Source organism: Kribbella sp. NPDC051587, from assembly GCF_044453945.1.
Taxonomy (GTDB): Bacteria; Actinomycetota; Actinomycetes; order Propionibacteriales; family Kribbellaceae; genus Kribbella.
Window position 1 is genome coordinate 1 of the sequence record NZ_JBITDE010000017.1, and the last position, 12,759, is coordinate 12,759.

Annotated in this window: 13 protein-coding genes; 8 read left to right on the plus strand and 5 right to left on the minus strand. The window is 67.9% G+C overall.

Annotated features, from left to right (window positions below; translation table 11 throughout):
* The first annotated feature begins 375 nt into the window (after window positions 1-375).
* Entirely contained in the window at window positions 376-1,821 is a 1,446-nt protein-coding gene (locus ACIA49_RS37595; protein ID WP_396383056.1) for a M81 family metallopeptidase, read from the plus strand.
* Window positions 1,822-1,999: 178 nt separating this feature from the next.
* Here the strand turns inward: ACIA49_RS37595 and ACIA49_RS37600 are convergent, their stop codons facing one another.
* Entirely contained in the window at window positions 2,000-2,587 is a 588-nt protein-coding gene (locus ACIA49_RS37600) for a TetR/AcrR family transcriptional regulator (protein ID WP_396383057.1), read from the minus strand.
* 78 nt (window positions 2,588-2,665) lie between these two features.
* Between ACIA49_RS37600 and ACIA49_RS37605 the strand changes: the two genes are divergently transcribed.
* The 6 genes from ACIA49_RS37605 to ACIA49_RS37630 are packed head-to-tail and all read left to right on the plus strand — an operon-like array spanning window position 2,666 to window position 8,097.
* Window positions 2,666-3,916: an acyl-CoA dehydrogenase family protein gene (locus ACIA49_RS37605; protein WP_396383058.1), complete on the plus strand. Its 1,251-nt coding sequence runs from the start codon at window positions 2,666-2,668 to the stop codon at window positions 3,914-3,916.
* Entirely contained in the window at window positions 3,913-4,707 is a 795-nt protein-coding gene (locus tag ACIA49_RS37610; RefSeq protein ID WP_396383059.1) for an SDR family NAD(P)-dependent oxidoreductase, read from the plus strand. Before ACIA49_RS37605 ends, ACIA49_RS37610 begins: the two co-directional genes overlap by 4 nt.
* On the plus strand, window positions 4,700-5,749 hold the full coding sequence (locus tag ACIA49_RS37615) for a phosphotransferase family protein (protein WP_396383060.1): 1,050 nt from the start codon (window positions 4,700-4,702) through the stop codon (window positions 5,747-5,749). Before ACIA49_RS37610 ends, ACIA49_RS37615 begins: the two co-directional genes overlap by 8 nt.
* Before the next feature lies 1 nt (window position 5,750).
* Window positions 5,751-6,410 (plus strand): histidine phosphatase family protein, encoded by a 660-nt coding sequence (locus ACIA49_RS37620; RefSeq protein ID WP_396383061.1) that lies wholly within the window; start codon window positions 5,751-5,753, stop codon window positions 6,408-6,410.
* Window positions 6,407-7,153 carry an SDR family oxidoreductase gene (locus ACIA49_RS37625; protein ID WP_396383062.1) on the plus strand — a complete coding sequence of 249 codons (747 nt, stop codon included), beginning with the start codon at window positions 6,407-6,409 and terminating at the stop codon, window positions 7,151-7,153. The genes ACIA49_RS37620 and ACIA49_RS37625 overlap by 4 nt, the downstream gene beginning before the upstream one ends.
* Window positions 7,153-8,097, plus strand: a complete 945-nt coding sequence (locus ACIA49_RS37630) for an LLM class F420-dependent oxidoreductase (protein WP_396383063.1) — start codon at window positions 7,153-7,155, stop codon at window positions 8,095-8,097. The genes ACIA49_RS37625 and ACIA49_RS37630 overlap by 1 nt, the downstream gene beginning before the upstream one ends.
* Here ACIA49_RS37630 and ACIA49_RS37635 read toward each other — a convergent pair.
* The gene (locus ACIA49_RS37635) at window positions 8,094-8,702 is read right to left on the minus strand and encodes a hypothetical protein (RefSeq protein ID WP_396383064.1); all 609 of its coding nucleotides are present in this window, start codon (window positions 8,700-8,702) and stop codon (window positions 8,094-8,096) included. The genes ACIA49_RS37630 and ACIA49_RS37635 overlap by 4 nt on opposite strands.
* Window positions 8,699-9,124, minus strand: coding sequence for an MmcQ/YjbR family DNA-binding protein (locus ACIA49_RS37640; protein ID WP_396383065.1), 426 nt, complete (start codon window positions 9,122-9,124; stop codon window positions 8,699-8,701). Before ACIA49_RS37640 ends, ACIA49_RS37635 begins: the two co-directional genes overlap by 4 nt.
* A gap of 9 nt (window positions 9,125-9,133) precedes the next feature.
* Between ACIA49_RS37640 and ACIA49_RS37645 the strand changes: the two genes are divergently transcribed.
* Window positions 9,134-10,171: a hypothetical protein gene (locus tag ACIA49_RS37645; RefSeq protein WP_396383066.1), complete on the plus strand. Its 1,038-nt coding sequence runs from the start codon at window positions 9,134-9,136 to the stop codon at window positions 10,169-10,171.
* Here ACIA49_RS37645 and ACIA49_RS37650 read toward each other — a convergent pair.
* Together ACIA49_RS37650 and ACIA49_RS37655 are read right to left on the minus strand one after the other, a co-directional pair.
* Complete coding sequence (locus tag ACIA49_RS37650) at window positions 10,121-11,995, minus strand: sensor histidine kinase (RefSeq protein ID WP_396383067.1); 1,875 nt, start codon at window positions 11,993-11,995, stop codon at window positions 10,121-10,123. The genes ACIA49_RS37645 and ACIA49_RS37650 overlap by 51 nt on opposite strands.
* On the minus strand, window positions 11,985-12,683 hold the full coding sequence (locus ACIA49_RS37655) for a response regulator transcription factor (protein ID WP_396383068.1): 699 nt from the start codon (window positions 12,681-12,683) through the stop codon (window positions 11,985-11,987). Before ACIA49_RS37655 ends, ACIA49_RS37650 begins: the two co-directional genes overlap by 11 nt.
* Between the last annotated feature and the right edge of the window lie 76 nt (window positions 12,684-12,759).

Here is a 12,759-nt window from a genome sequence, read left to right on the forward strand (position 1 = left end):
GCCGAACCCCTCATCGCCCTCGCCATGCTCCGCCTCGGACGCCACCACCCCACCCTCCCCGCACGAAACTGACCCACACATACGACAGGAGAGCCCGAATTTTCAGGGGAGAAGGGACCACTTGCGGGGATATCCGTTCAAATTGCCGGAGGCGGAGGGACCCGGGGCGAGTGCGGGTGAGAGAGCGGATAGGGGCGAGTACGCGTGGGCGAGCCCGGGAGGGCGGAGTTGGGGGTAGGGAGCGCTGGACCGGCGAGCGGGGTGGGTGGTGCTGAGGCTGGACGGGCGGTCGGGGTGGGCGGTGCTGAGGTTGTTTGGGGGTCGGGGGGTGGAATGGGGGTGGGCTGAGGGGTGGGGGTGTGAAAAGTTGAGGGTATGAGGATCGGGATCGCCGGGATGGCCATCGAGTCCAGTACGTTCTCGCCGCATCGGGCCGGCGCGGACGACTTCGACGTACGGCGGGGGGATGCGCTGCTGCAGCGGTATGACTTCCTCGGCAAGGAGTGGGCCGAGGGGGTTGAGTGGGTGCCGTTGGTGCATGCGCGGTCGTTGCCGGGTGGGGCGGTGGTGGGTGAGTTCTATGACGAGCTGTCCGCGGAGATCATCGAGCGGATCGGTACGGCGGGGCATCTGGACGGGCTGTTCTTCGACATTCACGGCGCGATGAGTGTGGTCGGGCGCGAGGATGCCGAGGGGGATCTGGCGACGCGGGTGCGGGCTGCGTTGGGTGACGACGTGATGATCTCGACGTCGATGGACCTGCACGGGAACGTGTCGCGTGAGCTGGGTAGTGCGGTGGATCTGATCACTTGCTACCGGATGGCACCGCATGAGGACGCGATGGAGAGTCGCGAGCGGACCGCGCGCAATCTCGTCGAGCGGCTGAAGTCGGGACTCGGTAAGCCGAAGAAGGCGTGGATCCAGGTGCCGGTGCTCCTGCCTGGCGAGAAGACGTCGACCCGGATCGAGCCGGCGGCATCCATCTACAAGCGGGTCGGCGAGATCGCGGATGAGCCCGGCGTACTGGATGCGGCCGTGTGGGTTGGGTATGCGTGGGCCGATGAGCCGCGGTGCAAGGCGGCCGTGGTGGTCATGGGTGATGACGAGGCACTCATCAAGACGCGGGCGACCGAGTTGGCCACGGCGTACTGGGATGCGCGGGCCGACTTCGAGTTCGTCGCGCCGACCGGGACGCTGCACGAGTGTGTCGATGCCGGGCTGAAGAGCGCCGCAAGGCCGTTCCTGATCAGTGATTCCGGTGACAACCCGACCGCGGGTGGCGCGGGTGATGTGTCGTGGACGCTGCGCGAACTGCTCATGGTCGAAGACCTGACCAGCGGTAAGGCGACCGCGATCCACGCGAGCATCACCGACCCGGATGCGGTGAAGGCCTGTGTCGCGGCCGGCGTCGGCAACCCGATCAGCGTGGCTGCGGGCGGCAAGGTGGACTCCGGTCCCGCGGGTCCGGTCGAGGTGACCGGCACGGTGTTCTCCATCACCGACGACCCGGTTGGCGGAACCGTCGCGGTGATCCAGATCGGCGGTCTACACGCGATCCTGACCTCACGCCGCAAGCCGTACCACCACCTCGCGGACTTCACCCTGCTCGGCCTCGACCCGGCCACCACCGATCTCGTGATCGTGAAGATCGGCTACCTGGAGCCGGAGCTCTACACCCTCGCCGCCGACTGGCTGCTCGCCCTCACCCCGGGAGGCGTCGACCAGGACTTGCTCCGACTCGGCCACCACGGCGTCGACCGTCCGCTCTTCCCCTTCGACCCCGACATGCCCACCCCCGCCCTAACCCCCCACCTCATCTGATCCCACCTCATCCGCCCCCGACCCGGCCCGGCCGACCCCGGCCGCAGCTCACGCCCTCATTTCGCTGGCTGGCCAGCCAAATGAGGGGTTCTACACCCTTAACCAGAGTGGATAACCCCCTATTTGCCTGCCTAGCCAGGCAAATAGGCGGTGGCGAATGGCGGGTGGTGGGGGTGGGTCAGAGCTTGCGGAGGATGTGCAGGACCTCGATCGAGTGGTCGATCAGCGCGTCGGCCGTCAGCGGCCGGTCGGCTTCGGGCAGTCCGGACCACTCGATCGCTTGGTCCTCCGCGTAGCTGAGCCAGGCGTGGACCCGCAGGTACTCGGCGGAGGCCCGGTTGTCGGCCACCTCCGGCGTACCGAGGTAGGTCAGGATCCGGCGGCAGAGGCCGATCCGGGTGTCGTCGTACACCTCGACGGCGTAGTCGTCGCCGCCGGCGGCACCACGGACGAACGAGATGTACGCCGTCCGCCGCCGCTCGATGAACGCGACGAACTGCACGAGCATCTCGCGCAACGCCTGCTCGGGCGGGAGATCCTCGTCCGGCTTGGTCACCCGGAGCAGCCGGCGACCGGCCGCGGAGATGACCGCGACGTAGTAGTCGCGCTTGCTCGGGAAGTAGTGGAACAGCAGGCTGCGGGAGATCCCGGCCTGGCCCGCGATGGCGTCGATCGACAGCTCGTGGATCGGTTGATCGCGCAACATCATCAAGCCGATCTTGACGAGCTGCTTCTTCCGATCTTCCGCGGTCAACCTGTTGTCCACGCTGTTGAGCATTGCTCAAAAGGGCGCTACGGTCAAGATTACCCGGTGGTACCCCCGCCGGATTCCGGAAGGAGTGCCATGGGGTTCGAACCGTCGGCCCGCGCGCAGGATCTGATCGTACGGGTCGAGGAATTCATCCGGACCGAGATCGAGCCTGTCGAGGCGGAACTCCACGCCGCGACCCGGACCGCCGCCGATCCGTGGCAGCCGCAGCCGCTGTTCAAGGAGCTGCAGCACAAGGCTCGCGCCCAGGGTCTGTGGAACCTGTTCCTGCCCCCGGCCGAGCCGGGCAACGAGCAGTACGGCGAGGGGCTGCCGAACCTCGACTACGCCCCGATCGCCGAACTCACCGGCCGGTCGTTCATCGCGCCGTACATCTTCAACTGCAACGCGCCCGACACCGGCAACATGGAAGTGCTGCTGCGCTACGGCAACGACGAGCAGAAGAAGCAGTGGCTGGAACCCTTGCTGGACGGCACGATCCGCTCGGCGTTCTGTATGACGGAGCCCGGCGTCGCGTCGTCGGACGCGACCAACATGGTGGCGACCGCGATCGTCGAGGGTGACGAGGTCGTCCTCAACGGCCGCAAGTGGTGGAGCACCGGCGTCGGCAACCCCGACTGCGAGCTGCTGATCTTCATGGGCCTCACCGATCCGGACGCGCACCGGTACGCGCGGCACACGATGGTCCTGGTCCCGATCAACACGCCGGGCGTCAAGGTCGAACGGTTGCTCCCGGCCATGGGCCGGTACGACGAACCTTTCGGCCACGGCGAGGTGTCGTTCACGGATGTCCGGGTGCCGGCGAGCAACATCCTGGTTGGTCCCGGCCGCGCGGTCGAGATCGCCCAGGGCCGGTTGGGTCCGGGCCGGGTCCACCACTGCATGCGCCTGATCGGCCTGGCCGAGAAGTCACTCGAGCTCGCTCTGCAACGCGGCACGAGCCGGCAAGCGTTCGGGAAGCCGCTGGTCAATCTCGGCGGCAACCGCGAGCGCATCGCCGACGCCCGGATCGCGATCAACCAAGCCCGCCTGCTGGTGCTGCAGACGGCGTACCTGCTCGACACTGTCGGGCTCGCGGGTGCGCTGAGCGAGGTCAGCCAGATCAAGGTCGTGGCTCCGCGGATGGCGCAGGACGTGATCGACATGGCGATCCAGTTGCACGGCGGTGGCGGTCTCTCCGATGACTACCCGCTCGCGGCCGCGTGGACGAGTGCCCGCGCGCTGCGGCTGGCCGACGGTCCGGACGAGGTGCACCGCGGGGTGGTCGCTCGCATCGAGCTGGCCCGCTATCTGGCCGAGCGTAAGGAAGAAGAGGTCAAAGCATGAGCCGCGTACTGGTCACTGGTGGTGCGAGCGGTCTCGGTGAGGCACTGGTCGCGCAATTCGTTGCCCAAGGCCACCAGGTGCTCCGCACCGACATCGGTACGACGTACGCCGGGGACACCGGTCCTTACCTGCAACTCGATGTCCGCAATCCCGCCGACTGGGATGCCGCGGTCGCCTGGTGCGAGGAGCACTGGGGCGGTCTCGACATCCTGGTCAACAACGCGGGGATCGCGACCGGCGGCCGGATCGACGTCGAGACGCTGGACGAATGGGACCGCGTGATCGACATCAACCTGATGGGTGTCGTCCGCGGTTGCCGCGCCTTCACACCGGTCTTCAAGCGTCAGCACTCCGGCTACTTCGTGAATACGGCGTCCGCGGCCGGCCTCATGCATCCGCCGATGATGAGCTCGTACAACACCGTCAAGGCCGGCGTCGTCGCGCTCTCCGAGACGCTGTCCCACGAACTTCACCCGTACGGCGTCAACGTGTCGGTCGTATGTCCGTCGTTCTTCCGGACCAATCTGGCCGACTCGTTCCAGGGTGCGGACACGGCGATGAGTTCGTCCGGTCGCCGGCTGATCGAGAAGTCACCGCGGACCGCAGACGACATCGCGACGGTGGTGCTGGCCGGGATCGCGAAGCGGCGCTTCCTGATCATCCCGGACCGGCCCGCGCGGCTCGGCTACCTCACCAAGCGCTGGGCCCGCCCGCTGTACGACTGGCAGATGCGCAAGGTCGCCGCCAAGGCACACAGCCGGGCAGAGAAGGCCCAGCAAACACATGGGTGATGGTGCTCGCGCCGTACGGGACGAGGATGCCTTCGACGTCACGGCGGTGGATACCTGGCTCCGGCAGCACACCGAGCTGCCGGCCGGTGAGCCGACGGTCAAGCAGTTCTCGGGCGGCGCGTCCAACCTCACCTACCTGCTGCAGTACCCCGGGCACGACCTGATCCTGCGCCGACCACCGGCCGGGACCAAGGCGAAGAGCGCGCACGACATGGGTCGCGAGTACCGGATCCAGGCCGCCCTGAAACCGGTCTTCCCGTACGTGCCGACGATGGTTGCCCACTGCACCGATGACGCGGTGATCGGATCGGAGTTCTACGTGATGGAGCGGGTCGCGGGCACGATCCCGCGCCGCTCCGCGCTCGGCGTGGACCTGACCCCGGAGCAGACCGGCCAGCTCTGCCGCACGCTGATCGACCGGCTCGTCGACCTGCACCAGGTGGATCCGGCCGAGGCCGGGCTCGCCGACCTCGGGCGGGGCGAGGGGTACGTCGGCCGTCAGGTCAGCGGGTGGTCGGACCGGTACCGCAAGGCGAAGACGTGGAACGTACCGAGCTACGAGAAGGTGATGGCCTGGCTCGCGGCGAATCAGCCGGCCGACGTCCGCACCTGCGTGATCCACAACGACTTCCGCCTGGACAACGTCGTACTGGCTCCGGACGATCCGCAGCGGGTGGCCGGGATCCTGGACTGGGAGCTGGCCACGCTCGGCGATCCGCTGATGGATCTCGGCGGCGCGCTGGCGTACTGGGTGCAGGCCGATGACGATTGGGCGTTCCGCCGGTTCCGGCTGCAGCCGTCGGATGCGCCGGGGATGCTGACCCGCGACGAGATCGTTGCCTACTACACCGAACGGTCCGGGCTGAAGCCGGAGAACTGGGCGTTCTACGAGGTGTTCGGTCTGTTCCGGCTGGCGGTGATCGCGCAGCAGATCTACTACCGCTACCACCACAAGCAGACCCGTAACCCGCGGTTCAAGAGCTTCTGGCTCCCGGTGAACCTGCTCGAGCGACGCTGCCGACGGATTATGCGGCAGGCCTGACGTGGCAGTCATCTACTTGGTCCGCCATGCGCAGGCGTCATTCGGGGCGCGCGACTACGACAAACTCTCCGACCTCGGCGAACGTCAAGCCGTTGCTCTCGGCAACACCTTCGAAGCACGAGCGATCCGGCCTGATCTCGTCGTCTCCGGGTCGATGCACCGGCATGCACAGACGGCCCAGCTGGCCGGATTCGAGCCTGAGGTCGACCACGGGTACGACGAGTTCGACCATGACCAGGTGATCGTGGCGCACAAACCGGCGTACAAGGTGCGGGCGTTGATGCTCGCGGACCTGGCCCGGACCGGGAACCCGCAGCGGGCCTTCCAGAAGATGTTCACCGCCGCGACCGACCGCTGGATCGGCGGGGCGGACAGTTACGCAGAGACGTTCCAGGCCTTCTGCGATCGGTCCGACGACGCCGTACGACGGACCGCCGAGCGCCTGGGCAAAGGCGAGACCGCGCTCGTGTTCACCTCGGGCGGACCGATCGCGGCGGTCGTCGGCCGGCTGCTGTCCGGGGGCGACGGGCTGTGGGCCAAACTCAATCCGGTCACCATCAACACGGCCATCACGAAGGTCGTGTCCGGCCGCAGCGGACTGACTGTGGTCAGCTACAACGAGCACGGTCACCTCGATCAGCAGGAGCTGACGTACCGATGAGACGGAACATCTTGATCACCGGCGCGAGTGCCGGGCTCGGCGAGGAGATGGCGCGGCAGTTCGCGGCCAAGGGACACAACCTCGCGCTCACCGCCCGCCGCGAGGACCGGCTCGCCGCGCTCCGGGACGAGCTGCTCGGCAAGCATCCCGGGCTGACGATCACGATCCACAAGCTCGACGTCACCGATGACGAGCAGGTGTTCACGGTCTTCCGCGACGCGGACAAGGAGCACGGTCAGCTCGACCGGATCATCGTGAACGCCGGGATCGGCAAAGGTGCCCCCGTCGGCACCGGCCGGCCCGAGGTGAACCGCGAGACGCTGCAGACGAACTTCATGGCTGCCTTCACCCAGGCCGAGGCCGCGATGGAGCTCTTCCGCGCGAGGAACGCCGGCCACTTGGTCTTCATCGCTTCGGCCGCCGCGCTCCGCGGTCTACCGAAGACGATCACCGCGTACGCCGCCGCGAAGGCGGGCGTGGCCTCGCTGGCCGAGGGGTTGCGGATGGAGATGCTGCACAAGCCGATCACGATCAGCACGATCTATCCCGGCTACATCAGGACCGCGCTGAACGAGAAGGTGAAGAACACGCCGCTGATCGTCGACACCGTCCCCGGGGTCCGGTCGATGGTCGCCGCGATCGAGGCGGAGAAGGCCAACGCCTATGTCCCGGCCTGGCCGTGGGTGCCGCTCGCGCGGTTCATGAAGGTTGTGCCGCTGCCGATCTTGAAGAGGATCATCTGATGCGCTGGGGTCTCACCGTTCCGCTGACCGGGGTGCCGATCCGCGACCACAAGCCGCTGATCACCGAGCTCGCCTCGCTGGGTTATACCGATCTCTGGTCGGCCGAGGTGGCGGGTGCGGATGCGTTCACGCCGCTGGTGCTGGCGTCCGAGTGGGATGACCAGCTGCGGTTGGGGACTGCCGTCGTACCGGTGCACACGCGTGGGCCGGCTGCGCTCGCGATGAGTGCGGCCGCGCTGGCCGACCTCGCGCCCGGGCGGTTCGTGCTCGGGATCGGGGCGTCGTCGGAGACGATCGTGACCGGGTGGAACGGGATCGCGTACGACCCGCCGTACGCGCGGACTCGCGACGTCCTGCGGTTCCTGCGGCAGGCGTTCGCGGGGGAGAAGGTCGACGGGACGTTCGACAGTTTCACGATCAGCCGGTTCCGGCTGGAGAAGGCGCCCGACGTACCGCCTGCACTGATGCTTGCCGCGCTCCGCCCGCAGATGCTGAAGCTGGCCGCGCGCGAGGCCGACGGTGCGATCACCAACTGGCTGTCGGCGGACGACGTACGTCAGGTGCGGGCCGAGTTGGGCCCGGACAAGGAGCTGGCCGCGCGGATCTTCGTCTGCGTCACCGAGGACGCCGAGATGGCCCGCAACATCGGCCGCTTCCTGATCGCCACCTACCTGACGGTCCCCGGGTACGCCGCCTTCCACGACTGGCTCGGTCGCGGACCCGCCATGAAGCCGATGCGCGAGGCGTGGGCCGCGGGTGACCGCAACGCCGCGATGGCCGCCGTACCGGTCGAGGTCCTGGACGACCTGATCGTGCACGGTACGGCGGAGCAGTGCCGGGCCCACATCGACCGGTACGTCGAGAACGGCCTCGACACCCCGATCATCGCCACCCTGCCCACCGGCACCAGCCTGATCGACACAGCCCGCGCCCTCGCGCCTTAGTGCACCGCGAACGACTTCACACACGGCCGAGTAGCAACCTCGATCACGAGGATCCCGCTGGTCGTGGCTCCCTTCATGGTGCCCGCCAGGGCATACACCTCGATCGGTCCGCCGCCGCTGGTCACGGAAGCCCTGCTGACGGTCAGCGCGGCCGGACGCCGTACGAGGGTCTGCATCGTCGGCGCGATCGCCTGCTTGGTGTCCGCACACGCGAGCGCCGTCGCGCCCTTGGTGTCGTTCGCGTTCACCCGCGCGACGAACTGCGCGGCGAGCTGGGCCGACCCGGTCGGGGCCGGAGGTAACGGCGTGATTGGCACCGGCTTGACCGGAACGGTAGGCACCGGACGGGTGCGCGTCGGCTTGACCGGCTTCGGCTTGACCGGGGTGGTGAGCTTCGGGGTGGGAGCGACAGGCTGCGTGTCGGGAGGGAGCTGAGGGTCAGCTGCCCTCAGGTCGGTGAACACCTGGGTGGCGACGAACGCGAACGACCCCAGGACGGCGACCAGCAGCAGGATCATCAGCACGATGAACAAGCCGGCTCGGCTCTTCTTCGGCGGGCGGCCGTAGTCGGGCGCGGCAGGGCCGCCCGGCGGTTGGTAGCTCACAGGCGGTGCTCCTTGAGCCACGTGGTGGCTCGGCGAGTGGACGCCCGGGACAACCAGGCGTCCTGAATGATCTCGGTCAGCTCCTGCTTGCCGAGTTCCCCGATCCGGCTGGCCCGCACGAGCACCGACGGGTGCCCGTCGAAATGCGGCGTACTGAAGAACGGCGTCGACTCGTCCGCCACCAGCGCCAGCTTCTCGTCCTCGGACTCGGTCCAGATCATGATCACGTCGTCGTACTTCTCCCCGGTCTCCGGATCGACGGCATCGGGCCGAGCCGTCCGGAAGAATACGAACGACTTCCCGCCGATCTGATACACCGGCCGGTCCGTCCCGTCCTCCCGTTCCCACACCGTGACAAACGGCATCCCCCGCGCCACCGCATGCACATCCCCCACTCGTGCCCTGCGGTCCGCCGTGCCCACGATCGCAGTGTGACAGAGAAATGGTCCGTCCCGGCCGCTACCGTCCTGCGCATGCTGCCCGCTGCGCGACCGCTTGGTCCGGATGCCGAAGGACAATGGGTACGCCGATGGCTCTCGCCTGAGTGGACCCGGATGGTCGATGCGTGGGTGACGAGTCGGCTCGGCGGGCCGATCATTGGGGAGGCCGTCACCTACCGAGCGCGGTTCTGGTCGGTGGTTCGGTGTTACGAGACGGCCGAGGGGCTGGTGTGGTTCAAGGAGAACAATCCTGGACATCTCTTCGAGGCCGGACTTGTCAGTGCGCTGGCGCGACTCGCACCTGATGCCGTGATCGTTCCGCTCGCGGTCGACCTGGAGCGCGGCTGGCTTCTCACGGCGGACCACGGTACGACGCTCACCCGTGCTGATGTGGCCGACCAACGGACTCGGTGTCTCGTGGTTGATGCGCTCGCCCGCTTGCAGAACGCCGTACGGGGTCAGCGGGGAGCGCAGCCCGGCATGGTCAGGCTCGCACCCGCGGACGCAGGGGGTCGTGTGCGGGCGATCGCCCGGGAATGGGCGGGGCAGCCGCCTGGGCATCCGCTTCGGCTTGAGGCTGACGAACTAGTCCAGGCTGAGGCAGCTGCCGACGTACTGGATCGGACCGTTGCCCACCTCAACGTTCCGCTCGGTCTGGAGCTCAACGACGTCTACGCCGCGAACATCTTCGCCGACGGCCCACGCTTCTTCGACTTCGGCAACGCGATCTGGGGACATCCCGCCGTGTCGCTGCACAGCTTCCTCACCTCCGTCGTCGAGTGGACAGAGGCACCGCTGTCCCCGGCAGATCGCGACGAGCTGTACGACGTCTATCTCGCCGTCGCAGGTGGGCGACGCGACGACCTGGTAGCAACCGAGGTGCTCGAGCGCGTGCACCGGCTCGTCGCGTGGGTCCGCCTGGTCCCGTACGCCGATCCGGTCGAGCTCCGGGCGCGGGCCGGGATCCCGCGGAGCTACCTAGCGGGGATCTGCCGGGATCCGGAGCGTGAAGACCGAGCCCTCGCCTAGCTTGCTGGTGACGGTGATGCGGCCGCGGTGGGCTTCGGCGAGGTGTTTGGTGATGGCCAGGCCGAGGCCGCTGCCGCCGGTGGAGCGGCTGCGGGACTGTTCGGCGCGGTAGAAGCGGTCGAACAGGTGGGGGAGGTGCTGTTCGGCGATGCCGGCGCCGTTGTCGGTCACCGTGAGGTTGTAGCCGTCGGCGACGCGGCGGACGCCGACCACGACGGTGCCGCCAGTGGGGGTGAAGCGGATGGCGTTGGAGACGAGGTTGCCGAGGGCTTGGCGCATCCGGGAGCTGTCGACCGAGGCGACAGCCTCAGCCGGTACGTCGGCTGTCAGGGCCACGCCGGCGGTCTCGGCGGCTGGGCGGTGGGCGAGGACGACCTGCTGGGCGAGTTCGCTCAGGTCTCGCGGGGACGGGTGCAGGCGGAGCATGCCGGCGTCAGCCAGGGCGAGGTCCTGCAGGTCGGCGACGAGGTGTTCGAGCAGGCTGGTCTCCTCCAGCAGCGACGTGACCAGTTCTGCGTCGAGCGGTACGACGCCGTCCTCCGACGCGACCAGGTAGCCCTTGATGTTGGCCAGGGGTGTTCGGAGTTCATGGGCGACATCACTCACCATCGCCTTCCGCTGGAAGTCGCTGCGCTGGATCGACTCGGCCATCGCGTTGAAGGCGTGCCCGAGCCGGGAGACCTCGTCCTTGCCGGTCACCGGCACCCGGGCCGCGTGATCGCCGTTCCGCATCCGCTGGGCCGCGCCGGTCAGCGCGACGATCGGCCGCACCAGCCGCCGCCCGGTCAGCAACATCACCAGGGCCGCGATCAGCATCACGCCGAGCGCGGTGGCCGCCGTACGGAGCATGCCCTCGCCGGAGAACACGTTGAAGGAGCTCTTGGAGCCCAGGTACAGCTTGGCCGCCGGTGCCACGTACGGCGTGATTGCCTGCGACTGCGCCGTGGCCACGCACTGGTAGAACTTGCCGGCCTGGTCCTCGTAGCCCTCGGGCGGGGTCACCACGCCAAGACCGTCCGGCGATGTCGCGCGGACATACGGAATCCCGGCTGTCTTCAGGCACTCCTCCGACCGACGGATCTGGTCGTCGTTGACCAGTTTCGCCTTGGCACTCGGAGCGTAGAGCTCCGGGGCGTAGCAAGGGTCGTTCGTGGGGCCGTACTCCACCGAGGTCGGTGCCGTGGGTTTCACGGCCAGGTCGACCGATGCGCTGTCGGAGTTCTGGGCCAGCAGCGGCCGCCCCGCGGTGACCGTGATCGTCGAGGTCAATCCGTTGGCCTCGTAACAGCGGTTCACTGCGTCGGCGACCTGCTTGCGCCGTTCCTTCTCTGCGTCGCTGAGGCCCCACTGGGCGTCGAAGGAGAGCATGGCCGCCCGCGAGACGGTGGCCATCGGCACCGCCGGCGTGGCGATCGCACGAGCCGAGACGAGCGCCCCGGAGGTACCGCTGAACGCCACGCCCTGCTGCCGGGCGTCGATGGTTGCCGCAGGCACCGAAGGGAGCTCCGGCGCGGCGCCGAGCATCCGGGCGGAGTCGGCGATCACCGTTCCGTCGTTGGTGATCAGCGCGATCCGGCGCCCGGTCTCGTCGGCGAGTCGATGGACCTCTTTGTCGACACCGGACCAGCTGGGGTGATTCAGCGCGTACTCGCTGAGCTCGGCGTACACCTGGCCGTCGCTCTGCAACTGGCCCGTGTTCGCGTCGATCTCACCCTGCAGCTTCTCCCGCGTGCTGTACGTCGCGATCACCGCGGTGGCGACGACCGCGCCCAGGGCGACAGCCAGCGAGAGACCCAGGAACCGGATCAGCAGACTACGACGCATCGGACACCACCTTGTCGGTCAGCTTGTAGCCCACGCCGTACACCGTCTTCAGATAGGTCGACCCACCGAACTTCTTCCGCAGGTTCATCACATGTACGTCGATGGTCCGGTCGAACACGTAGTGGTCGAACCCGAACGCGTGCTCCAGCAACTGCTGCCGCGAGAACGCCCGCCCCGGCGACGCGGCCAGGCAGGCGAGGATCTTGAACTCGGCCGGCGTCACCTCCACCAGCTCATCGGTCAGCCGCACCTCGTGCCGGCTCGGGTCGATCTCCAACTCACCCACGCGGTAGACCTCGCCCTCACCACGGCTCCGCGTACGACGCAGTACCGTCCGGACCCGGGCAACGAGCTCACGGGGGTTGTACGGCTTGGTCATGTAGTCGTCCGCGCCAAGGTCGAGCCCCAGCAGCAGATCGTCCTCGGTGGATCGCGCGGTGAGCATGATGATCGGTACGTCCGAGCTGTCACGGCCATCCGCGCGGAGCACGCGACAGACGTCGAGACCGTCGACCTTCGGCATCATCACGTCGAGCACCAGCAGGTCGGGACTGCGGCGGCGGGCCTCGTCGATCGCGGCCCGGCCGTCATGGACGACCACGGTCAGATGGCCCTCGCGCTCGAGGTAGCGCCGGATCAGCTCCGCCTGCTTGACGTCGTCTTCGGCGATCAGGATCCGGGCAGGCATGTCCCTGAATATGACGGAACATGATGAGAATCCGATGAAGATCGACTGAGAGCATCGAGTGCATACCGGTCCTTCA

Bases quoted from the DNA above. Each gene is read 5' to 3' on its own strand.
- ACIA49_RS37630 (WP_396383063.1), top strand. From the start codon at position 7,153: ATGCGCTGGGGTCTCACCGTTCCGCTGACCGGGGTGCCGATCCGCGAC.
- ACIA49_RS37650 (WP_396383067.1), bottom strand. From the start codon at position 11,995: ATGCGTCGTAGTCTGCTGATCCGGTTCCTGGGTCTCTCGCTGGCTGTC.
- ACIA49_RS37605 (WP_396383058.1), top strand. From the start codon at position 2,666: ATGGGGTTCGAACCGTCGGCCCGCGCGCAGGATCTGATCGTACGGGTC.
- ACIA49_RS37615 (WP_396383060.1), top strand. From the start codon at position 4,700: ATGGGTGATGGTGCTCGCGCCGTACGGGACGAGGATGCCTTCGACGTC.
- ACIA49_RS37625 (WP_396383062.1), top strand. From the start codon at position 6,407: ATGAGACGGAACATCTTGATCACCGGCGCGAGTGCCGGGCTCGGCGAG.
- ACIA49_RS37595 (WP_396383056.1), top strand. From the start codon at position 376: ATGAGGATCGGGATCGCCGGGATGGCCATCGAGTCCAGTACGTTCTCG.
- ACIA49_RS37655 (WP_396383068.1), bottom strand. From the start codon at position 12,683: ATGCCTGCCCGGATCCTGATCGCCGAAGACGACGTCAAGCAGGCGGAG.
- ACIA49_RS37610 (WP_396383059.1), top strand. From the start codon at position 3,913: ATGAGCCGCGTACTGGTCACTGGTGGTGCGAGCGGTCTCGGTGAGGCA.